The 23,566-nt window shown below is 42.0% G+C and carries 20 protein-coding genes and 1 pseudogene; 7 read left to right on the top strand and 14 right to left on the bottom strand.

From position 1 onward, the window contains the following. Window positions 1–542 precede the first annotated feature (542 nt). The 3 genes from ACGF49_RS17440 to metG all read right to left on the bottom strand — a co-directional run bounded on the left by ACGF49_RS17440 (window position 543) and on the right by metG (window position 3,619). Complete coding sequence (locus ACGF49_RS17440; RefSeq protein WP_058589258.1) at window positions 543–1,025, bottom strand: Hcp family type VI secretion system effector; 483 nt, start codon at window positions 1,023–1,025, stop codon at window positions 543–545. Window positions 1,026–1,233: 208 nt separating this feature from the next. Continuing rightward, window positions 1,234–1,368: a type I-F CRISPR-associated endoribonuclease Cas6/Csy4 gene (locus ACGF49_RS17435; RefSeq protein ID WP_157852127.1), complete on the bottom strand. Its 135-nt coding sequence runs from the start codon at window positions 1,366–1,368 to the stop codon at window positions 1,234–1,236. Between the two features lie 223 nt (window positions 1,369–1,591). Beyond that, window positions 1,592–3,619: a methionine--tRNA ligase gene (metG, locus tag ACGF49_RS17430; RefSeq protein WP_113042187.1), complete on the bottom strand. Its 2,028-nt coding sequence runs from the start codon at window positions 3,617–3,619 to the stop codon at window positions 1,592–1,594. A 261-nt stretch (window positions 3,620–3,880) separates the two neighbouring features. Here metG and apbC point away from each other — a divergent pair, with 261 nt between their 5' ends. The 4 genes from apbC to asmA all read left to right on the top strand — a co-directional run bounded on the left by apbC (window position 3,881) and on the right by asmA (window position 8,547). Then, window positions 3,881–4,993 carry an iron-sulfur cluster carrier protein ApbC gene (gene apbC / locus ACGF49_RS17425; RefSeq protein WP_113042188.1) on the top strand — a complete coding sequence of 371 codons (1,113 nt, stop codon included), beginning with the start codon at window positions 3,881–3,883 and terminating at the stop codon, window positions 4,991–4,993. A gap of 256 nt (window positions 4,994–5,249) precedes the next feature. Next, complete coding sequence (gene udk, locus ACGF49_RS17420; protein WP_113042189.1) at window positions 5,250–5,891, top strand: uridine kinase; 642 nt, start codon at window positions 5,250–5,252, stop codon at window positions 5,889–5,891. 183 nt (window positions 5,892–6,074) lie between these two features. Next, window positions 6,075–6,656: a dCTP deaminase gene (gene dcd / locus ACGF49_RS17415; RefSeq protein WP_113042190.1), complete on the top strand. Its 582-nt coding sequence runs from the start codon at window positions 6,075–6,077 to the stop codon at window positions 6,654–6,656. Window positions 6,657–6,714: 58 nt separating this feature from the next. After that, complete coding sequence (asmA, locus tag ACGF49_RS17410; RefSeq protein ID WP_228901337.1) at window positions 6,715–8,547, top strand: outer membrane assembly protein AsmA; 1,833 nt, start codon at window positions 6,715–6,717, stop codon at window positions 8,545–8,547. Between the two features lie 303 nt (window positions 8,548–8,850). Here asmA and ACGF49_RS17405 read toward each other — a convergent pair whose 3' ends face one another. Next, window positions 8,851–10,407 (bottom strand): TerC family protein, encoded by a 1,557-nt coding sequence (locus ACGF49_RS17405; protein WP_228901335.1) that lies wholly within the window; start codon window positions 10,405–10,407, stop codon window positions 8,851–8,853. Window positions 10,408–10,658: 251 nt separating this feature from the next. Here ACGF49_RS17405 and gndA point away from each other — a divergent pair, with 251 nt between their 5' ends. After that, entirely contained in the window at window positions 10,659–12,065 is a 1,407-nt protein-coding gene (gene gndA / locus ACGF49_RS17400; protein ID WP_113042193.1) for an NADP-dependent phosphogluconate dehydrogenase, read from the top strand. A 182-nt stretch (window positions 12,066–12,247) separates the two neighbouring features. On the opposite strand, the gene ACGF49_RS17395 is transcribed toward gndA, so the two are convergent. From ACGF49_RS17395 to ACGF49_RS17385, 3 genes are all read right to left on the bottom strand, one after another. Beyond that, window positions 12,248–12,877, bottom strand: coding sequence for a beta/gamma crystallin domain-containing protein (locus tag ACGF49_RS17395; protein WP_113042194.1), 630 nt, complete (start codon window positions 12,875–12,877; stop codon window positions 12,248–12,250). Between the two features lie 908 nt (window positions 12,878–13,785). Continuing rightward, on the bottom strand, window positions 13,786–14,406 hold the full coding sequence (locus tag ACGF49_RS17390) for a beta/gamma crystallin domain-containing protein (RefSeq protein ID WP_113042195.1): 621 nt from the start codon (window positions 14,404–14,406) through the stop codon (window positions 13,786–13,788). 493 nt (window positions 14,407–14,899) lie between these two features. Next, window positions 14,900–15,391, bottom strand: a complete 492-nt coding sequence (locus ACGF49_RS17385; protein ID WP_113042196.1) for a YbaK/prolyl-tRNA synthetase associated domain-containing protein — start codon at window positions 15,389–15,391, stop codon at window positions 14,900–14,902. Between the two features lie 546 nt (window positions 15,392–15,937). On the opposite strand from ACGF49_RS17385, the gene yiaY reads away from it, so the two are divergent. Both yiaY and ACGF49_RS17375 read left to right on the top strand, forming a co-directional pair. Continuing rightward, window positions 15,938–17,089 (top strand): L-threonine dehydrogenase, encoded by a 1,152-nt coding sequence (yiaY, locus tag ACGF49_RS17380; RefSeq protein ID WP_113042197.1) that lies wholly within the window; start codon window positions 15,938–15,940, stop codon window positions 17,087–17,089. Between the two features lie 76 nt (window positions 17,090–17,165). Further along, window positions 17,166–17,396 (top strand): hypothetical protein, encoded by a 231-nt coding sequence (locus ACGF49_RS17375; protein WP_125026222.1) that lies wholly within the window; start codon window positions 17,166–17,168, stop codon window positions 17,394–17,396. On the opposite strand, the gene hisIE is transcribed toward ACGF49_RS17375, so the two are convergent. The 7 genes and pseudogenes from hisIE to hisD all read right to left on the bottom strand — a co-directional run. Continuing rightward, a complete protein-coding gene (gene hisIE / locus ACGF49_RS17370) occupies window positions 17,371–17,976 on the bottom strand; it encodes a bifunctional phosphoribosyl-AMP cyclohydrolase/phosphoribosyl-ATP diphosphatase HisIE (RefSeq protein ID WP_113042198.1) in 606 nt (201 codons plus the stop codon). The genes ACGF49_RS17375 and hisIE overlap by 26 nt on opposite strands. Next, window positions 17,970–18,746, bottom strand: a complete 777-nt coding sequence (hisF, locus tag ACGF49_RS17365) for an imidazole glycerol phosphate synthase subunit HisF (RefSeq protein WP_113024900.1) — start codon at window positions 18,744–18,746, stop codon at window positions 17,970–17,972. The genes hisIE and hisF overlap by 7 nt, the downstream gene beginning before the upstream one ends. Beyond that, window positions 18,728–19,465, bottom strand: a complete 738-nt coding sequence (hisA, locus tag ACGF49_RS17360) for a 1-(5-phosphoribosyl)-5-[(5-phosphoribosylamino)methylideneamino]imidazole-4-carboxamide isomerase (RefSeq protein ID WP_113042199.1) — start codon at window positions 19,463–19,465, stop codon at window positions 18,728–18,730. The genes hisF and hisA overlap by 19 nt, the downstream gene beginning before the upstream one ends. Window positions 19,466–19,470: 5 nt before the next feature. Then, the gene (hisH, locus tag ACGF49_RS17355; protein WP_113042200.1) at window positions 19,471–20,076 is read right to left on the bottom strand and encodes an imidazole glycerol phosphate synthase subunit HisH; all 606 of its coding nucleotides are present in this window, start codon (window positions 20,074–20,076) and stop codon (window positions 19,471–19,473) included. Then, window positions 20,076–21,143, bottom strand: a complete 1,068-nt coding sequence (gene hisB, locus ACGF49_RS17350) for a bifunctional histidinol-phosphatase/imidazoleglycerol-phosphate dehydratase HisB (RefSeq protein WP_113042201.1) — start codon at window positions 21,141–21,143, stop codon at window positions 20,076–20,078. The genes hisH and hisB overlap by 1 nt, the downstream gene beginning before the upstream one ends. Continuing rightward, window positions 21,143–22,246, bottom strand: coding sequence for a histidinol-phosphate transaminase (gene hisC / locus ACGF49_RS17345; RefSeq protein ID WP_223121427.1), 1,104 nt, complete (start codon window positions 22,244–22,246; stop codon window positions 21,143–21,145). Before hisC ends, hisB begins: the two co-directional genes overlap by 1 nt. Next, a pseudogene (gene hisD / locus ACGF49_RS17340) lies at window positions 22,247–23,566 on the bottom strand (histidinol dehydrogenase); the annotation flags it as partial. It abuts the gene before it with no gap.

Here is a 23,566-nt window from a genome sequence, read left to right as displayed (position 1 = left end):
ATCCCGTAAGTTAAGCATGGAAAATAAACGCAGGCTCTGTTGTTTAAATGATGATTATTTATTCGAATCCTTGAGTTTGTTTATATAATGAGCTTTGATGCGTTAGCCCTGGGGGATGTATCACCTTTTATCGTGTTTCTGACTTTAATATCGTACGAAACGCTCTGCTCCGTACCCATAAGTTTAAAGTACCGGGCAGCTCATTGATGGCATACGATAGAGTTGATGTTACGGGGAATACAAATTTTGGTGCGTGTAAAGTTTCTTAGCTTTTTTGGTTATTTACTATGCCTGTTGATCGCACTGCTAGCGTTCCGGCTCATTACTCCGTTAAACTTGGCTGTTTATCAGGTGTATCGTGTGGTAGAACGTTTCCTGAATAGGATAAATTTGGGTTGGTTAGGAGGAAATTACGAGGATAGCTGGATTGAATTGTTTATAGACATCTTTGCACTCTTAATGATAGCTCTAATTATACACAAAATCGCCAGTCGGATCTTTAATAGACTTCGGTAAAATGCCGGATATTCCGGCGTTATTTCTTAGCGCTCTTTCCACGAATCAGAGTAAATGATGTTACCGTCAAGGTATTTCCACGTAATTTTCTCGTATCTGATTTCAACGGATTCTAGATGATTAAGATGTTGATAAGATGGATCTTTTATATTATGCATTACTGGAGAAATTGAAACAATTTTCACTCCGCTCATAAGGATATGGAAATACTCCTCTTCCTGACCTGCATTGTCTATTCTGTACCATTTGATATTGGCAGATTGTAACGTCTGTCCAGTGGCAACAGCTTTATAAAGGTATGGAGATGCCCGATCAAATTCTTTTTCGAAACTCATTGAACCATGTACTCTGGTACCCGTTAGTTTTCCTGTACTACTATCAGTGGGAATATATAGACTATGGTTAAAACTCAGGATTTCAATGCTACCCTCGCGATTTTGTACATCGACAGATCCCTTAATGTCTGCACCACCATCATCTTGCAACCATATATATGCCGGTATGGCCATACTAACCTCCTAATAATTTTCCTACACATTGATTTACTTCAATTCTATTCTAAATTCGATGATAATTTAACTGAATTATCTCACTATAACTAGTGATAATTTTATTAACTACTTTGAACTTACTTTTTATTGAAGAAAATCTAAAGTGGATACTGGAGATGGAAATTTTCCATGTCACATATACATATAATTAACCAATAAAAGAGGATCAAAACCAAGGTACGGTAGTTGATTTGTTCAACACAAAACAGCTAAAAAATCCAGGTGCAGATCTATCTTCTATCGGCCCTTGTTCGACAATTAACGAAAAAGTTTGCCCAGAAAACCGATTCTTAAGACACAAGCTGGATACCAGTCGCCCCAGTAATAGTCCCTACTGATAAGCAGCAAGTATTTTGAAATGAAGACTCTAATTTACTGGCAACTTTCACGCCTTGCTCGCTGGCATGTTGAAAGTGATGCTCTGGATAAATCCAAGATACAAGGATGTCAAAGCTCACATTAAAATAAAGCGGGGACCATTACTGATCCCCGTGGGTAAAAATATTAATGAAATAAATTAACTATTATTTCACTTGCATACCGGGTTGGGCGCCGCTGTCAGGGCTGAGTAAAAAGATATCTTTTCCGCCAGGTCCGGCGGCCATAACCATCCCTTCCGAAATACCAAAGCGCATTTTGCGTGGTGCCAGATTAGCAACCATAATGGTTAAACGGCCTTCCAGTGCTTTTGGATCAGGATAACTGGAGCGAATACCCGAAAATACCTGGCGAGTTTCGCCACCAAGATCCAGCATCAGTTTCAGCAACTTATCTGAGCCTTCGACAAAATCAGCCTGTTTAATAAGGGCGACGCGCATATCAACTTTGGTAAAATCATCAAAGGTAATGGTGTCCTGAATTGGATCTTCTACCAGTGGACCGCTGACTTTTTGTGGTGTGTTGATGCTCTCTTTAGATGCCACAACCATAGCGTCCACTTTATCCATATCAATGCGATTGAATAGGGCCTTAAAGGTAGAAACTTGATGATCCAGCAGCGGCTGTTCAATACCACGCCAGGTGAGTTCTGTATTTAAGAAAGCTTCTGCGCGTTCTGCCAGACTTGGTAAAACGGGTTTCAGGAAAGTCATCAAAACGCGGAACAGGTTGATGCCCATTGAACAGATAGCTTGAAGATCGGCATCACGGCCTGCTTCTTTTGCCACCACCCACGGCGCTTGCTCATCCACATAACGGTTTGCCAAATCAGCCAGTGCCATGATTTCACGGATTGCTTTGCTGAATTCGCGGTTATTAAACTCTTCTGCAATCACCTTTGCTCCATCAATAAACTGTTGGTAAAGCGCCGGATCAGCCAGTTTATCCGCCAGCTTGCCGTTAAAGCGTTTATTAATGAAGCCTGCATTACGGGAGGCCAGGTTAACAACTTTATTAACGATATCGCTGTTAACACGCTGAACAAAATCTTCCAGATTTAGATCAATATCATCAATGCGAGCAGAGAGTTTGGCTGCATAGTAATAACGCAAACAGTCTGCATCTAGATGATCCAAATACGTGCTGGCTTTAATAAAAGTACCACGGGATTTGGACATCTTCGCACCGTTGACGGTGACATAGCCGTGAACAAACACGTTGGTTGGCTTACGGTAACCGCTGCCTTCCAGCATGGCAGGCCAGAACAGGCTGTGGAAATAAACAATGTCTTTACCGATAAAATGATACAGATCGGCGGTGGAATCTTTTGCCCAGAACTCATCAAAGCTCAGATTTCCGCGTTTATCACACAGGTTTTGGAAAGAACCCATATAGCCGATAGGAGCATCCAGCCAGACATAGAAATATTTTCCCGGTGCATCAGGAATTTCAAAACCGAAATAGGGGGCGTCACGGGTGATATCCCACTGTTGTAAACCGGATTCAAACCATTCCTGCATTTTGTTAGCAACTTGTTCCTGTAATGCGCCGGAGCGGGTCCAGGCTTGCAACATGTTACTGAATGCGGGCAGATCGAAGAAGAAGTGTTCTGTTTCACGCATTTCTGGCGTCGCGCCGGAGACAGCAGAGCGAGGGTTGAGTAGCTCAGTTGGGCTGTAGGTTGATCCGCAAACTTCACAGTTATCGCCATACTGATCTTCTGCCTTACATTTCGGGCAGCTACCTTTCACAAAGCGATCCGGCAGAAACATATTTTTCTCAGGATCATATAACTGAGAAATAGTACGATTTTTAATATGACCGTTTTTTTTCAGTTCGAGATAGATTTTGGTTGATAACGTTTGGTTCTCTTCGCTATGCGTAGAGTGATAGTTATCATAGCTCACTGAAAAGCCAGTAAAATCCTGATGATGCTCTTGGTTCACCGTTGTGATCATCTCTTCAGGAGCAATACCCATTTGCTGAGCTTTCAGCATGATTGGTGTTCCATGAGCGTCATCGGCACAGATAAAGTGAACCTCTTTGCCGCGCATTCGCTGAAAACGGACCCAAATATCTGCTTGGATATGTTCCAGCATGTGACCGAGATGGATTGGACCGTTAGCATATGGCAACGCGCACGTTACCAATAATTTTTTTGCGACTTGAGACATAGTAAGGATCTGACTTCCAATAAGTGAAAAAGGAAGTTTGATGTTAACCGATCAAAAAAATTGTCGCTAGGGTAAGGTTTAATATTAGTGAGTTTTATCCAATACGTTTTAGAACCTGAATATTTTAGAGGCTGTCAATGGATAAAAATTGAATCAGTGAGCGGGCAGCGGGTTTTTGTCGCTAATTTTATCCGAACGCATTGGGTTCTGTTATGATGGAGAGATGGTTTTTAGCTAATGATAATCATTAAAGGAGCCGGGATGAACTCACAATCCCCCGAGCAGACCAATCCTGACCTGCTGAAATCTCAGGTAACAAAAATACTTGCTACTTTTACACACCTGACACTGGAACGTGATTTGACAACATTGAAGGCCCTACATCATTGCACGATGCTTGATGGTGTCTTGCACATTGAATTACTGATGCCGTTTGTCTGGCAAAGCGGTTTTAAGGCGTTAAAAGCGGCGACAACGGAAAAATTACAGGCGGTAACGGGTGCAAAATCAGTGGCGTGGAAATTGATCCATGATATCAGCACATTACGTCGCGCTAATGATTTGCCGGGAATTAATGGTGTCCGCAATATTTTGGCTGTCAGCTCGGGTAAAGGTGGGGTGGGTAAATCCAGCACTGCCGTAAACCTGGCGCTGGCATTGGCTCAGGAGGGGGCAAAAGTCGGTATTCTGGATGCAGATATCTACGGTCCTTCTGTTCCGAGTATGTTGGGAACCACCAAAGAGCGCCCAACTTCCCCGGACGGGCAGCATATGGCGCCGATTATGACTCATGGCCTTGCCACTAACTCGATTGGTTATTTAGTAACAGATGACAATGCAATGGTATGGCGCGGCCCAATGGCTAGTAAAGCATTGATGCAGATGTTACAGGATACATTATGGCCGGATCTTGATTATCTGGTTATCGATATGCCACCAGGAACCGGTGATATTCAGCTCACTTTGTCACAAAACATCCCAGTAACGGGGGCGCTAGTGGTAACAACGCCTCAGGATATTGCCTTAATTGACGCAATGAAAGGTATCGTCATGTTCCAGAAAGTGAAGGTGCCTGTATTGGGTATTATTGAAAATATGAGTACGCATATTTGTGGTAACTGTGGTCATCTGGAACCTATTTTTGGTACGGGTGGGGCAGAAAAATTGGTGGCTAAATATCACTGTAAATTATTGGGACAAATCCCGCTGCATATTTCACTGCGTGAAGATCTTGATCGTGGTCAGCCAACCGTTATCAGTAATCCTGATAGTGAATTTACCGATATTTATCGCGAAATTGCCGCGAATATTTCAGCACAGATGTATTGGCAAGGTGAGAAGATACCAACAGAAATTTCGTTCCGTGCTGTTTAATGCAAGTATTTGATTGATGATAACGGGTGGTGGATGTTTTCATTGCCCGCTTTTTGTATGGGGAGATTTTGTGTGGGGAGAAATATGCTTGTTCGATTTCCTTCGTTACATGATTTTTATGCGAAACGCTTCGAAAAAAGTGAGACTTCTCTTGTTTACACTGGAACAGATACCATTAACTCCCTATAATCTCGCCAAACAAAGCCCTCATAAGTGCTTTGTTCCCATTTTTTTCTAGAATCAGGTTATCTCTATTATGGCTGACGAAGCATATCAGTGCACAATTGTAGGAATTTCTGGTGCATCTGCCTCAGGTAAAAGTCTCATTGCTAATACACTTTATCGTGAATTACGCGCTCAAGTTGGTGATCACAATATCGGTATTATACCAGAGGATTGCTATTATAAAGATCAGAGCGATCTATCAATGGAAGAGCGTTATAAGACTAATTATGACCATCCAAGCTCAATGGATCACAATCTGCTCTTTTCTCACCTACAAGCGCTGAAAATGGGTGAATCAATTGAATTACCACAATACGATTATGTTGTTCATACTCGTAAACCAGAAGCGATTCATTTTGCACCGAAAAGGGTTATTATTCTGGAAGGTATTCTATTATTGACCGATAAGCGCTTGCGCCAGGAGATGGACTTCTCTATTTTTGTTGATACGCCACTGGATATTTGCCTTATGCGTCGTATTAAGCGGGATGTGCATGAACGGGGGCGTTCTCTGGATTCGGTTATTGAGCAATATCATAAAACTGTGCGTCCAATGTTCCTGCAATTTATTGAACCATCAAAGCAATATGCAGATATTATTGTGCCGCGCGGGGGTAAAAACCGAGTAGCAATTGATATATTGAAAGCCAAAATTGGTCAGTTCTGCGAATAATGTACCCTATGGATTTCAAGATGCATCGCGACGGCAAGGGAGCGAATCCCCGGGAGCATAGGTAACGATGTGACTGGGGCGAGTGAGTGCAGCCAACAAAGAGGCAACTTGAAAGATAACGGGTATAAAACTTTGCTTGTCAGTCATTGAATTGATAAGCAGCATCGTATTGGAGAGGAAATAATGCGACTCTGTGACCGCGACATTATTAAATGGCTTGATGAAGGTAAATTGGTCATTACTCCACGTCCGCCGATTGAACGCATTAACGGGGCAACTGCGGATGTGCGCCTTGGGAATCAGTTTCGTGTTTTCTGTGGTCATACTGCGGCATATATTGATTTGAGTGGTCCGAAAGATGAGGTCAGTGCTGCGCTTGATCGTGTGATGAGTGATGAAATAATTCTGTCTGACGATGAGGTTTTTTTCCTCCATCCTGGCGAGTTGGCATTGGCCGTTACGCTGGAATCTGTCACATTGCCGGATGATTTGGTGGGCTGGCTTGATGGCCGTTCTTCTCTTGCTCGTCTTGGGTTGATGGTACACGTGACAGCACACCGGATTGATCCGGGCTGGCATGGTCAAATTGTTCTTGAATTCTATAACTCTGGTAAATTGCCTCTGGCGTTACGTCCGGGTATGGTCATCGGTGCTTTGAGTTTTGAGCCATTGTCTGGTTCCGCTGACCGTCCATATAACCGTCGTCAAGATGCGAAATATAAAAACCAACAGGGTGCGGTGGGTAGCCGTATTGATGAAGATTAACATTTTTATCGGCTATTGAATTGCATTGACTGTTTTGACAAAAAAAGCTGAGGAAGTCATGAAGAGATTGCTGACGACACTGATTATTTTGCTGGTTGTGATTATTACCGGTCTGGCAGCATTAGTCATGTTAGTAAACCCAAATGACTTTCGGGCTTATATGGTCAAGCAGGTGCAAAAGAAGAGTGGCTACCAACTCGTCCTGCAAGATGGTATGCGCTGGCATGTCTGGCCGAAATTGAGCATCATTACCGGGAGTATGTCATTAACGGCCCCAGGAGCGGTTCAACCAATAGTGACGGCAGAAAATATGCGTCTTGATGTGGAGTTGTGGCCGCTTCTTTCTCATCAGCTTGCAGTTAAAGAGGTGATGTTGAAAGGGGCGATATTGAGAGTAACCCCGGAGAGCCAGTCGCAGAAAAAAGAGAATAGCCCTATTGCACCAACAGGGAGTACAGCCAACTCTGTTGCGAAGGGTGAGGGTTGGAAGCTTGATATCGCCAGAATTAAGGTCGCGGATAGTTTGCTTATTTGGCAGCGAGATGATCATGAGCAGTTAAATGTCCGCGATATTAATCTGCTAATGGAGCGAGATAACCAAAACCATATCAACGTAGAGTTAAGTAGCAAAGTCAGTAAGAATCAGCAAGACTTGGCTTTTAATCTTAATGCAGATGTCGATATTACTGATTATCCATATCGTGTTGCGGGTAATATTGACTCCTTTGATTACCAACTCCAGGGCGCAGGTATACCTACGGGAGGAATTAGTGGTTCAGGAAAAGTACATGCTGTTTATCAAAAAGAGACGACAGATGGACCGCAAACAATTTCTTTACAGACGCTAAGTTTCACCGCTAATGAGAGTGAACTGCATGGCAGTATAAAAGCAATATTGGGGGCTCATGCGGATTATCGGATCGATTTATCTTCCCAAAAACTGAATTTAGATAATCTGATAGGATGGGACTTGCTTCCTAAAGAGGGTTCAGAAGTTAAACGTTATTATCGGATAGAGAATAGTTCAGCTAAACCGGTAATCGCCGTTTCAAGCTCTGCCCCGCCTGATTATAGCGCTGCATTTCTAAATGACTTTAACGCCAATCTGACTATTAATGCGGACAAATTTGTTTATCGAGGAATGGAGATCGATAATCTGATATTGAAAGCGACAAATAATAGTGGTACTGCTGAAATTTCTACTCTGAATGGCAAATTATTTGGTGGTGATTTCTCTATTCCGGTTATTTTAGATGCAACGGGTAATCAACTTAAGTTACACGCAAAACCTTTACTGCGGAATATAGAACTGGAACCCGTACTCAAAGCCTTTTCCTTACCACCGGCATTTAGTGGTAAATTCGATCTGAATGGGGATCTTTCTGGTAAAGGATATGATGGTTATGCGATTTCGCATATTTGGCAGGGTGATCTTAATTTCAGTTTAGTTAATGCCAAAATGTATGGATTAAATATCCCCCAATTAATCCAGCAATCCGTTGCTCGTGCAACGGATAAAGTGAATATCCCTGATAATATGGATAATTTCACCCGCGCTAAAAAGCTTGATGTTAAAGCGGTACTGAATCGAGGTGATATAAAAATCAGTCGACTGCATGCGGTATCCGATTTGCTGAATATTGATGGGCAGGGTAAGACTAATCTGCTTAAACAACATGTTGATGTCGCTTTAAAAGTACAGATAACACAAGGATGGGGCAAGGATAATGAATTGGTGAGTCGTCTGCGAAAAATGAAAGTACCACTTCGGGTTTACGGTAATTGGAGTAATCTGCAATACAATTTGGATATTGAGCAATTGCTGCATAATGAGTTGGAGAACAAGGTAAAACAGGCTATTAACGATTGGGTTGAACGTAGCAGTAATTAAGCGAGGGTTATATACCCGTCATCTTTCAAGTTGCCTCTTTGTTGGCCGCACTCACTCACCCCGGTCACAGAGTTATCTATGCTCCCGGGGATTCGCTCCCTTGCCGTCGCGATCCATCTTGAAATCCATTGGGTATATATGAATATAATCCTGTTGAATTAATGAATAATATTATTGATAGCAAAGGCCCAAAAAATCCCGGTGCAGTTTAAACTGACCGGGTTTTATTTTGTTTCAGAGGGAAAACTCAGTGATGGCAGATACGATGAATGATCAATAACACTGGGTTATTCTCTATTTTCTTTACTCTGACACCAGAGGGGTAATTTTTACCTTATTAATTCGATGACTGGTCACTTCCAACGGTTCAAACAGGTAATTATCAATCTGTAATTGCTCACCTTGTCGTGGAATATGTTGTGAATGTTCCATTAACAAACCTGCTAAGGTTTGATATTCACGTTTTTCATCCAGTTGCAAAGGGACATAAAGGATCAAATCATCCAGCGGCATATAACCATTGGCGATCCAACCACCATGTTCAGTCGCTTGAATATCATGGCGGGCATCAGTTTCTTCGCCATCTACCGGTAAATTACCCGCGATAGTTTCCATTACGTCGGTCAAAGTCACCACACCTTCCACAGAACCAAATTCATCGACAACAAACGCGAAGTGAGTTTGTGCCTGGCGGAACTGCTCCAATGCCTGGAGTAGTGAAAGCTGTTCAGGGAAAATCAGAGGCTGTTTTATCAGCGAATGTAAATCAAAAGGCTGTTGGTTGAGTTGTTGATTCAGTAAATCAATAACATGGACAACACCTAATGGTTCGTCACTGATATCTTCATCTGTTACCACAATGCGTGTGTGAGGATTTTTACTCAGTATTTGCGTCAAATTTTCGGTTGGTGCATGAATATCAAGGTACTCCACGTCGTGACGGGAAGTCATGATACTGTTAACGTTACGCTGTGCCATGCCCAGAACCCTGGCAATCATTTGACGTTCTTGTGGATCAAACACTTCCTGATTATCAGAAATCAGATTGGATGTATGATTATCCAATTCTGCATTTTCATGCTTACCACTCAGGATACGTAAAACGGCTTCCGCTGTTCTTTCACGTAGTGAACGGGAAGCAGTAAGAAATCTGCGGCGGTTAAATTGAGCAAATTGGTTTAAGGCTTCAATCATAATAGAGAAGCCGATAGCGGCGTACAAGTAACCTTTGGGGATGCGATAACCAAAACCTTCGGCTATCAGACTGAAACCGATCATCAACAAGAAGCTCAGACAGAGAATAACGATAGTCGGGTGAGCATTGACGAAAGTGGTCAACGGTTTACTTGCCAGTATCATCAGGAACATCGCAATGGTGACTGCCACGATCATGATACCGATGTTGTCTACCATACCAACAGCAGTCACCACTGAATCCAATGAAAATACAGCATCAAGGACAATGATTTGAACGACAACCGTCCAAAATTTAGATGTTTTGCGTTGTTGTCCTGAGTGGGCATCTTTACCTTCCAGCCGTTCATTGAGCTCCATTGTCGCTTTGAACAGTAAGAAAAGGCCACCTATCAGCATAATTAGGTCACGAGCACTAAATGGATGTTCCCAAAGCGTAATTAATGGATGAGTTAGCGTTATCAACCAAGAAAGACTAAAAAGCAGTACGATACGCATCAGTAACGCACAACTTAGACCTGTAATTCTTGCTTTGTCTCTTTGTTTTTCAGGAAGTTTATCTGCCAGAATGGCAATAAAGACCAAGTTGTCAATTCCAAGGACAATTTCTAGAACGATAAGAGTAACCAGTCCAGCCCATATCGTCGGATCAGCGATCCATTCCATACAGTTTGTTTTACCTTTTAATATGACGGCTCATGCCGAATAATGAATAATGGGCATTGACTCATCAAATTTCAATAGTTGATTTTTCATCTGAGGAAGTTTTTTCCAAAAAATGGGGTGTAGCGGTATCGATGGCACCAATAACTATCCATTAGGACTCGTCCTGAGTTAACATGTGATCACATTAACAAATTGCACACTAATTATTATTGTTATTGGTGAGCAGAATTATCATCAGACAGGAGTTATTCATGTCCAAGCAGCAGATTGGTGTTGTCGGTATGGCGGTGATGGGGCGTAACTTGGCACTAAATATTGAGAGCCGTGGTTATTCCGTATCTATATTTAACCGTTCAAGTGATAAGACTGACGAAGTGATCGCCGAAAATCCGGGGAAGAAATTAGTTCCAAGTTACACGGTCGAAGAATTTGTCGATTCACTGGAAAAACCGCGCCGTATTCTGCTCATGGTTAAGGCTGGCGAAGCAACCGATAAAACTATTGCTTCACTGACCCCACATCTGGATAAAGGTGATATTTTGATTGATGGGGGTAATACCTATTTTCAGGATACTATCCGTCGTAATCGCGAGCTTTCTGCGCAGGGTTTTAATTTTATCGGTACCGGGGTTTCCGGTGGAGAAGAGGGGGCATTGAAAGGTCCATCTATTATGCCTGGCGGCCAGAAAGAGGCGTATAAATTGGTGGCACCAATTCTGCAAGAGATTGCGGCTAAAGCTGAAGGTAAACCTTGTGTGGCCTATATTGGCCCGGATGGTGCCGGCCATTATGTGAAAATGGTTCACAATGGCATTGAATACGGTGATATGCAGCTCATTGCTGAAGCCTATTCTTTACTGAAAAATGCCCTAAATCTGAGCAATGAAGAACTATCTGAGATTTTCACTGACTGGAATAATGGCGAATTAAGCAGTTATTTGATTGAAATCACGGCTGATATTTTCCATAAGAAAGATGAAGCAGGCCAATATTTGGTTGATGTGATTTTGGATGAAGCAGCAAATAAAGGTACGGGTAAGTGGACCAGCCAGAGCTCTCTGGATTTAGGGATTCCAGTGACGTTGATCACCGAATCGGTATTTGCACGTTATATTTCTTCTCTAAAAGATCAGAGAGTGGCCGCGGCTCAAGTTTTGAGCGGGCCGGATGTACAACCATTTAAAGGTGATAAGGCCGAATTTATTGAGAAAGTCCGCCGTGCGCTTTATTTGGGTAAAATCGTCTCTTATGCTCAGGGTTTTCAGCAATTGAAAGCGGCATCTGATGAGTACCAGTGGGATCTTAATTACGGTGAGATTGCCGGGATTTTCCGGGCGGGTTGTATTATTCGTGCTCAATTCCTGCAAAAAATTACTGACGCGTATAACGAAAATGCGGATATTGCTAATCTGTTGTTGGCGCCTTACTTTAAGAAAATTGCTGATGAATATCAGCAGGCACTGCGTGATGTTGTCTCGTATGGGGTGCAGAATGGTATCCCAACGCCTACTTTCTCGGCTGCTATTTCTTACTACGATAGTTATCGTTCAGCTGTATTGCCTGCTAATTTAATTCAGGCTCAGCGTGATTATTTTGGTGCTCATACTTATAAACGTACTGATAAAGAAGGTGTTTTCCATACTGAATGGATGGAGTAAGCTCGGTTATCACCGATTGACCAGGGAAGTGGATAAATTTACATCAGATATGATGTGGTTTTAATTTCCGCGATCGTCTGGAACACGTCGTTGCGGTTTTTTAACAAATATACCGCAACGGCGTAGTTTAAATTTCAGAATATAATTTGTCTGAGAGTGATGATTGTCACATTAATCCCGAATTAAGCAATAGGATCAGTGCTAATAATGTGACAATCAAAACGATTATTTCCTACATGAACCAGTTTCAAGTTTTTAGGGAAATTGAGACCTTCATAAATAGTTGCGATACCGATAGCATCATAAGAAAAATAAAATGATCCGTTACCAATATATTCTCCGGTGTTGACATCTCTGACATAAATTGAAGTGACTATCTCTTTCTGTACCTGTAGTTCGTTAACGACTGTATAATTATCATCTGTTGTTGCGTTAACGTCGATTGTTTCCTCTTCTTCTCCATTAAATATCTTAATGGTCATAGAGAATTTTGTATCTGAATGAGTATCATCAATGATTTTTAGTGCAACCAGTTTTGTATCTTTCTGTATAATTCTGAATTTCGATAACCCTCTAATTTCTTTATCGATATCTGGATTGTCGACTACCCATTCATAATATTTACTCTCTGGATCGTTATAGTGACGCCACGCATGGACTTTTGATAACTTTCCAATTTTTACTGAACGAAATTTATCGTTAAGATTGGAAGGGAGCGATATAATTTTATCGAGCTCTGGGTAATCATGTGACTTACCCTGATAGTTTTTCTCTTCGAAAAACGTGACGCCTGTAATTAATTCTTTTGTCATTTATTCTATTCCTCAAAGTTAATGTAAGTAATATACCTGATTGTATTAATGTGAAATATATAGTATTGACTCGTTTATACTATTTGTGAAAATTGGATTTTTTCTATGTAATATTTCCCACTGATAATTCATTTATTCCTCATCTTTAGATGCAATATATCCAGTCAATAGAAGAATAATATTCTATGGGTTAATGTTAAAATTAGCATAAAAATACATAAAGTAAAGTTGTTTAAAAAATACCGAATAATATTTTTATAATTATACTAATATAGTCAAATTGACTGATTGAAATGTGAAAATTTGATATTTTTAGTGAATTTTTTATCTTAAATTTAGTATTCAATTTGGTTGTGAATATTTTTCATGCTTGGTGTTTTGAATAGATACTATAAGATTGTTTTTTATTAATAATATTATGAAAATACCTAAAATAAGATATGTAATAATGGAATGGTTGGGTTTTTCTATAATTTTTAAAATTAATCATTATGGAAGTATTTATCTCAAAAGAAATAGCTTGTGAAAATTATTTCTTGTGGATCTTAATTTAATGTTTTTTTAAAGATTAAGTGACTATTTGACTATTTGACTATTTGACTTTTTGACTTTTTGATTATAAATTTTTATAGAAAAAGGATAAATAACAATGAATGGCTAGCTAATGGTTAAGGATTTGTTGGCTGCACTCGCTCACCCTGGTCACATCGTTCGCTATGCTCCTGGGGATTCGCTCCCTTGCCGTCGCGATAATCTTGAAACCCATAGGGTATATAACCCCGAAATTTTTGCTGATTTATGAATACACCGTTGCGGTTTTTGATGATATTCCGCAACGGTGTTGCTTAAATTTTCAGAACGTAGCCTGTCTGAAAACGACGGTTAATTATTGTTACATTATGACCGGATTAGTGAGAAAAATCGGTACTGATAATATGAATATCAAAACGATTGCCACCTGCATTAACTATTCTGAGATTTTTAGGGAAATTAGCTTTCTCATCAATAGTAACAACACCATTTGCATCACGATAGAAATAGAATGATCCGTTATTGATATATACTCCAGTACTGGTATTTCTTATTGCAATGGCAGTGACTAACTCAGTCTCAAATGGCAATATACCAACCAGTGCATAATCATCATCAGTTGTTGTTTCAACTGGGCCCACGCAATGTGTATTCGTGAACATTGAGAATTTAATACCTGAATAAGTATCATCAATAAGTTTTAATGCAACCAAGCAGGTATCTTTTGGTGCCACTTTAAACTTAGATAATCCTCTAATTTCTCTATCAATATCTGGGTGATCGTATTCCCATTCACGATAGCGTTGACCTGGTTCACAATTACTCTGATGACGCCATGCATAGACTTTTGATAACGTTCCAATTCTTACTGAACGGAATCTATCGTTGAGATCATAAGGCAATGGAATAATGATATCGTTTTCTGGATAATAGTGCGCTTCACCCAGAAAGTATTTTCTATCGAAAAAAGTTGCACCTGTAACTAGCTTATTAGTCATATTTTTCTATTCCTTAAACTTTATTTTAAAAAAAACGTCATCTTTCTTGTTGAAAGCGATATGAGAATACAATGAGCGTGGGTTTTTGTATTTAATAAAATATAATGAATAGGCATATTAAATTGTTGTCAATACAACATTAATATAATTGACATGTCATTTTATACCGATATTTGAAATAAAGTTTCTGAAATTAAAAATAATTGAAAATTCCTATCAAGAAACACCTTTATTTGGGTGGTGAATTATCCCCTAATGTAATTGATAATTTTTTGTATATGGCTCAATAGTGAATAATTAGATATTCATGGTATTTGATAATTATACCTCTCTGTTTAATGTTTATATAATGTAGCAATAATAATGACTTTATCTAATGATATAAACTTATTGGGGCGGGATAGTTACTATTTAAATGAATATATTTTAAATATTATCTTAAATAGCCTATTTTTATAGGCTATTTGACAAATATCATTTTTTGCGATGGTATTTATTCTACCCGACGAAAACTCACCAATTCAGGTTGTGCAATTCGATGGTAATCTTGAGTGTTAAGAATCACTGAGCGTTCAAGGCTACCGGCATTAAAAGCCAGTTCATCAAAACGTTCAAATAATAAAGGGTCTGCAACCAGTTTCAGATCTGGATGAAAACTAAAAGGTGGAATAGCACCAAATACACATTGAGTCAGTTCAAAAACTTCTTTAGGACTTGCCAGTGAGGCGCGGCTGCCACCGATCTGTTTTGCCAGTGAAGAGAGGTCTGCTTGTTGATCCGCAGGCAGTACAGCGAGTACATATTGGCGGAATCCTTCCCCTTTAACATGGCAAACTAATCCTTTTGCCCCTTGTCCAAGTTGTGTACCACGGATTTTTGCAACTTCTTCAGAATGTCCGGCGGTTGAATGTTCCATCACCCGATAGCTAGCATGATGATTATCCAATAATGTGGTCAGGCGGTTAAATATTTCGTTAGAGGACAAAATAAACTCCTAAATAATGACTTGGTGAATTGATATATTAATCTTCTCGATTATTGTATTTATTATATTGCCAATGACATATATTACCAAGAGGAAAAATTATCAAATATCTATTTTAATAAACATTATCTAACTCTACCGAGATATATACCCTATGGATTTCAAGATGCATCGCGACGGCAAGGGAGTGAATCCCCGGGAGCATAGATAACTATGTGACCGGGGTGAGCGAGTGCAGCCAACAAAGAGGCAACTTGAAATATGACGGGTATATTTATATTTTTTGAATTGTATGGTTTAAATAGAGCTATTATTTATGTTTGTTGCAAGAGCAATGATCTGTAGTTCCATTAGGTGATTTTTCAAATTTTACTTTTTATACCTTAAGGATTTCAAGATGGATCGCGACGGCAAGGGAGCGAATCCCCGGGAGCATAGATAACGATGTGACCGGGGTGAGTGAGTGAAACCAACAAAGAGGTAACTTGAAAGACAACGGGTATATATATTTTCATTCTAAAACTATTTTAATATAAGGAATTATCAATGATGACTACGACTTTTTTTATGACATCGGTAAATATGTTTGGTGCGGGTTGTTTGGTTGAAGCGGTAAATACGATGAAAGGTGATGGTTATAAGCGAGCATTGATTGTGACCGATCGTGTTTTAAATGAAATTGGGGTGGCAGCAAAAGTTCAAGCTTTATTATCTGATGTTGATATTGAGAGTACGGTTTATGATGGTACTAATCCGAATCCGACGACAATTAACGTTGAGGAAGGTTTGGATATTCTGCGTCAGCATAATAGCGATTGCGTTATTTCTTTAGGGGGTGGTTCGCCACATGATTGTGCAAAAGCTATTGTGTTGGTCGCTGCTAATGGAGGCGATATCCGGGATTATGTCGGTATTGGGCGTTCATCTAAACCGTATTTGCCATTAATCTCAGTCAATACTACCGCGGGTACTGCGTCAGAAATGTCACGTTTCTGTGTTATTACCGATACTGAAAGCCATATTAAAATGGCCATTGCTGACAAGAAAATAACACCTGTTTTGTCTGTGAACGATCCGGAATTAATGGTAGGAATGCCGAAAGGGTTAACCGCCGCAACTGGAATGGATGCAATGACTCATGCGGTTGAAGCCTATGTTTCTCCTGAGGCTAGCCCAATAACGGATGCTTGTGCATTGAAAGCAATCTCAATGATTAGTCACTCTTTACGCCAAGCAGTTGCAGATGGGAGCAATATAGAAGCACGTGAAAACATGGCCTATGCACAATTCTTGGCGGGGATGGCGTTTAATAGTGCATTACTGGGGTATGTACACGCCATGTCTCACCAATTGGGCGGTACTTATGATTTACCACACGGCATATGCAATGCTGTTTTATTACCACACGTTCAAGAGTTCAACGCTAAAGCGGTTGCGGGTCGTTTGAAAGATATTGCCGCTGCGATGGGGGTAGATGTAAGCGCTATGAATGATCAGCAAGGGGCTGCGGCATGTATTGCTGAAATTCGTAAGTTGTCAAAAGATATTGGTATTCCGTCAGGTCTAGCGGAACTGAATGTCAAATTAGAAGATTTACCAGAGTTAGCAACTAATGCCTTGAAAGATATATGTTGTTTGACTAATCCCACTCAAGCTACCCATGAAGAAATTGTTTCGATCTTTAAAGCGGCCATGTGATTTATAAACGTTCATTTCGTGTAGATACCTATGCCTAATTGGGCGGGGAGCTGTCAAAAAGGCGACGTAGACGTCTATGTCGCCTGATAGTCGTTTTTCGTATGATTGGTTTTTGCCTTTTTATCTACCGGAAAAGCGCGGTGGATCACGGGCATATACCCAATGGATTTCAAGTTGCATCGCGGCGGCAAGGGAGCGAATCCCCGGGAGCATAGCAAACTATGTGACCGGGGGGAGGGAGTGCAGCCAACAAAGAGGCAGCTTGAAAGATGACGGGTATATCATCTTTCCCGTAATCGACGAATGACACAACTCAGATCCAGCTCTTGATCCTGTAGTAGAACCATCAGGTGATACATCAGATCTGCTGCTTCATTCGTTAGCTCTTCTCTATTATTCACTGCCGCGGCTAAAGCGGTTTCTAACCCTTCTTCACCCACTTTCTGAGCGATTCGTTTAGTACCGCTGGCATATAACTTCGCTGTATATGAATGGTCAGGGTCGGCTGTTTTGCGACTTGCCAGCAATTTTTCAAGCTGATAGAGAAATCCCCATTCAGTTTGTGCCGGAGCAAAACAACTGTGTGTACCAAAGTGGCAGGTAGGGCCGATTGGGTCTGCGAGTGCCAACAGGGTATCGTTGTCACAATCAGGATAGATATTGACCAAATTAAGAAAATGGCCGGAGCTTTCACCTTTGGTCCATAGACGTCGTTTACTGCGGGAAAAGAAAGTGATTTTGCCTGAACTGATAGTAATATTCAGTGCTTCTTTATTCATATAGCCCATCATGAGGACATCGCCGGATATAGCATGTTGCACAATAACCGGCATCATATAAGCGACTTTTTCCCAACCCAGTTTTTCGATTTGTTGTGCGGTTAGCAAGTTCTTATCTCCACGCCTTGTTGTGAAAGGTACTGTTTTAATTCACCGATATTAATAATGTGTTTATGGAATACAGATGCAGCGAGTGCACCATCGACATTTGCCTGTTTAAAGGCATCAAGAAAGTGTTCTGGTGCGCCTGCACCACCAGAGGCAATGAGAGGAACATGACAAACGTCACGCACCTGTTTTAGTTGAGTCAGATCGTAGCCATTGCGGACACCATCCTGATTCATCATATTGAGTACGATTTCACCTGCACCCCGGTGTTGCGCTTCTTTTACCCAATCGAGGGTTTGCCATTGAGTGGCCTTTGTGCGTTTTTCGTCACCGGTAAACTGATAAACTTGATAGCGGCCAGTGCTTTCATCAAACCAGGTGTCAATCCCTACGACAATGCATTGAACACCATAACGATCGGCCAAACGAGTAATTAAGGTTGGATCAGCCAGTGCAGGAGAGTTGATAGAGATTTTATCTGCCCCAAATGAAAGGATTTGCCCTGCATCTTCGACAGTTTTAATACCACCAGCGACACAAAAGGGAATATCAATCACCTCCGCAACTTTGGCGACCCAACTTTTATCGACTACCCGTCCATCAGATGAGGCAGTGATATCGTAGAAAACCAGTTCATCTGCACCTTCTGTTGCATAACGTTGGGCAAGTGGCACAATATCGCCGATAATTTCGTGATGACGAAACTGAATGCCTTTAACCACTTGCCCGTCACGAACATCAAGGCAAGGAATTATGCGTTTTGCCAGCATTGAATTGCCTCCTTCAGGGTAAATTTTTCATCAAGTAATGCGCGACCAATAATAACTCCGGCTACGCCGCTGGCGGGCAGAGAAGCGATATTATTCAATGTGCCGATGCCCCCCGAAGCCTGAAACGCGATTTGTGGATAGTATTGGCAAATTGCCCGATATAATTCGACATTTGAGCCAGTTAGCGTGCCATCGCGGGAGATATCTGTACACAGTACATATTTCAACCCGCAAGGCAGATATTGCTCAATAACCTGTTCCAGAGTGACGGAGGAATTCTCCCGCCAGCCATTGATGGCAACTTGTTTTATGCCTGTATTATTGATACGAACATCCAGCGCCAGCACAATATTTTCGGCACCATAACGTTTAAACCATTGGGTAACGAGTGCCGGTTGTTTTATGGCGATAGAGCCAATTACTATCCGGTTGGCACCCGCATCAAGCAATGTTTTCACATCTTCTTCTGTACGGATGCCGCCGCCGACCTGAACAGGTATAGAAACTGCTGCAAGTAATTTGCGCAGTAAAGGGATCTGGCGGGCGGATGGATCTTTAGCGCCGGTCAGGTCGACCAGATGGAGCAATTTTGCTCCCTGTTGTTCATATTGTTGAAAGTGGGACAAAGGATCGTGTTGATAATCCCGTTGTTGAGCATAATCCCCTTGATGTAACCGTACTACTTTGCCATCTATCAAATCTAATGCGGGTATAATCATTGTGCCTACATCTCCAGAAAATTCTTTAATAGTCTGGCTCCGGCAGCACCGGAACGTTCAGGGTGAAACTGTACGCCGAAGAAGTTATCTTTGGCGATTGCGCTGCTGAAAATATTGCCATATTCAGTTTGCGCAATGGTGTAGGTATTCAGCGGGATCGCGTAGCTATGGACAAAATAAAAATAGGCATGGTCTTCAATACCACGGAATAGCGGGTGCCCGGCTTTTGGCAGAACTTGGTTCCAGCCCATGTGTGGTAATGGAAGCCCATGCGTAGCCATTTTTTGGACGGGGGAAGCCATAACTTCGAGTAGGGTGACATTATTACCTGCAACATTATCGCTTTCTTCGCTGGTGGCAGCGAATAGCTGCATGCCAAGGCAAATACCTAACACAGGTTGGCTGAGTACTTTAATTAACGGTATAAGTTCCCGTTGTTTCAATTGATCCATTGCAGCACTGGCAGTGCCGACACCAGGTAAAAGTAGTTTATCTGCTGCCAGGATCGTTGCTGTTTCCTGACTGATTTCAGGTTGATAGCCTAATTTTCGGATGGCATAAGCTACCGATGACAAGTTAGCGCAGCCAGTATCAAGAATGACAACTTTCATCACAGAACCCCTTTGGAACTTGGCAATGTATCGCCTTCTACCCGAATTGCCTGACGTAGTGTTCGGCCAAAGGCTTTAAACAGGCTTTCTGCTCTGTGATGATCGTTGCTGCCTTTCGTTTTCAGATGCAGTGTACAGGCCATTGCATAAGAGAGTGAACGAAAGAAGTGCTCAATCATTTCAGTGCTCAGATCACCCACCCGCTGGTGTTTGAATTCAGCTTTATATTCCAGATGAGGGCGACCAGAAATATCGAGAGCACAGCGGGCAAGGCATTCATCCATTGGCAACACAAAACCAAAGCGACAGATGCCCCGTTTATCTCCCAAAGCCAGTTTCAATGCTTCCCCCAATGCCAGACCGGTATCCTCAACGGTATGGTGATCATCAATACAGAGATCGCCTTTAACCTGAACATGCATGCGGAAACCACCGTGGGTAGCAATCTGATCCAACATATGGTCAAAGAACCCGACACCGGTATTGATATCGCTGCTACCTTCATGATCAAGCCAAACGTCAATGTTGATGGATGTCTCTTTAGTGATACGTTGAACATGAGCGTGACGGTCTTGACGGGTTAGTTGTTCACAGATAGCGAACCAGCCAAGGTTTTTCGGATGATAACGTAACCCCTGAATGCCCATATTTTTGGCCAGTTGCAGATCGGTTTCCCGGTCACCAATCACATAGCTGTTCGCGGTATCCATCAAGCCTTCTGTTAGATATTTTTCCACCAGTTTTATTTTTGGCTTACGGCAATGACAGTTCTCTTCTGGCTTGTGAGGGCAGATTAAAACTTCATCAAAATGGATGCCTTGAGAACTGAAAATCTGCATCATCAGGTTATGTGGCGGTTCAAATTGTTCTAATGGAAAACTATCTGTGCCAAGACCATCCTGATTAGTGATCATAATCAGCCTGAACCCCGATTTTTGCAGGGCAAGCAGAGCAGGAATAACCTCGGTTTCCAGTGCCAGTTTATCCAGACGATCAACTTGAAAATCTGTTGGCGGTTCAGTGATCAGCGTACCGTCCCGATCAATAAACAGGAGTTTCTGGTTCATCAGTTTGCTATCTCCTTTGGTTGTTCATTTACAGTGGAAAGGGCGCTGATGGCTTCAACCACTCGCTCACACTCTTTACGGCTGCCGATGGTGATCCGCAGGCAACCCTCTAAACCGGGCTGTTTGCGTTGGTCGCGCAGGATGATGCCCTGATGCCATAATGTTTTGAAAACAGTTTCTGCGTCATAGAATTTCACCAATATATAGTTGGTTTCACTGGGGAATACTTTTTCTACGATGGCTAATTTATTCAGCGCCTGTTGCAAGTCATTGCGGTTTTCCCTGATCTCAACGACACGTTTTTGCATAATTGCGATACTTTCTGCTGTCAGTGCCTGTGCTGCAATATCTGCAACAGGCGTGGAAAGCGGGTAAGGTGCAATCACTTTTAACAATAGAGTGATGATATCCACAGATGCGAGAGTAAATCCACAGCGCAGACCGGCTAAAGCAAAAGCTTTCGAGAGGGTTCGCAAAATGACTAAATTTGGATAGTTTTTTAGCCAGCTTGCGATACTATTTTCCGGGCAGAATTCAATATAGGCTTCATCGATAGTGACAATTGCACGATTGGCGGTTAGTTCCAGAATTTTACGCAATGAATCAGGATTAATTGCGTTTCCTGTTGGGTTATTAGGGCTACAGATATAGATTAATTTTACCCGGTCGAGGTTATTTTCGATCGCTTCGATATCCAGTTGCCAATTTTCCAGTGTGGCAATTTTCTTTTGTTCGACACCAAAAGTTTCAGCGCTGACACTGTACATACCATAAGTCGGAGGGCAAAACAGCACCATATCTTGTCCGGGTTCACAAAATACGCGGATTAGAAGTTCAATGGATTCATCAGCACCACGACAGGCTAGTACTTGCTCAGGTTGTAAGCCGGCATAGGCGGCATAACGGCGGATAACCGAGGCTGGCTGGCAGTCAGGATAACGGTTTAATGTTTGCTCAGTGCATTGGAAATTAGGTGCTAGTGGGTATTCATTGGCATTCAACCAAACATCACCCTTGCCGCCAAGGCGACGAGCAGACATATAAGGGGTTAATTTGCGGATATTTTCTCGTGCCAACCGGTTGGCATCAAAAATGTTATTCATATTCACGCCTTGACCGGCAATATTCAGCGCCGCCACACGTAAAGTGACAGCGTTTTTATGAGCGGTCAGTTGTTCTGCTTGCGCCAGTGTTTCAATGGTCTGAGATAGGTTCAGCAGCCCTTGCGGCGTCAGTTGTTGAATTGTCATACGCTTTAGGAAATCCGCCAGACCAAGGCTGGAATAGGTTGAGGTGTAGCCATAAGTTGGTAATACGTGATTGGTTCCTGATGCGTAATCTCCCGCAGATTCCGGCGACCAGTCACCGAGGAAAATAGAACCGGCGCTCGTGATTTTTTCAACCAGTTGTTCTGGTTGGCGAGTTTGAATAATCAGGTGTTCTGGGCCATAGCGGTTGCTGATTTCCACACACTGTTGCAGGCTTGTTGTCACAATAATTCTGCTGTGCGCTAATGCCTTGGTGGCAATTTGATTGCGGGAAAGCAGGGTAAGCTGTTTTTCGATTTCCGCTATCACTTTTCTGGCTAACGCTTCATCAGGTGTAACCAATATCACTTGTGAGTCAGGACCATGTTCTGCTTGTGAGAGTAAATCGGCAGCCACAAAGATGGGGTTTGCTCCCGCATCGGCGATAATAAGCAGTTCCGATGGGCCAGCAGGCATATCAATGGCGGCACCATCTACGTGCTGACTAACTTGTCTTTTGGCTTCGGTAACATAAGCGTTACCTGGACCAAAAATCTTATCTACTTTGGGGATGGATTCTGTTCCGAATGCCATAGCAGCAATGGCTTGAGCACCACCAATCTGGAATATTTCCGTAATTCCACACAGTGTGGCTGCATAGAGAATTTCATTGGCAATCGGTGGCGGGGAACAAAGTACAACTTTATGGCAACCCGCTATTTGTGCAGGTATTCCGAGCATCAAAACGGTAGAAAGTAATGGTGCAGAACCTCCGGGGATATAGAGCCCGACAGAATCGATAGGCCGTGTTACTTGTTGACAATAGACCCCAGGTTGGGTTTCTACTTCGATCTTTATAGGCTTCTGCGCTTCGTGGAAAACGCGAATATTATTCATTGCCTGTTTCATTGCCTGTTTAATGTCGTCATTCAGGCTGTTTTCCGCGGCGGCGATCTCTTCCGGCGAAATACGGATATTTTTAATAACCGTTTTGTCGAAACGGCGGCTAAATTCACGCAGAGTGTGATCGCCAGACTCTTTTACCGCATGCAGAATGTGTTCCACGGTATGGGAGATTTCTACGGAAGCTGAAATTGCAGGGCGTGTCAGTAAAGCGTTTTGCTGTTCATCATGACATTCCTGCCAACGGATCAGGGTATCGAAATGGTCAGTCAT

It is taken from the genome of Photorhabdus sp. RM96S (genome assembly GCF_042879335.1).
Taxonomy (GTDB): Bacteria; Pseudomonadota; Gammaproteobacteria; order Enterobacterales; family Enterobacteriaceae; genus Photorhabdus; species Photorhabdus kayaii.
This window is presented reverse-complemented; position numbering and strand designations above follow the sequence as displayed.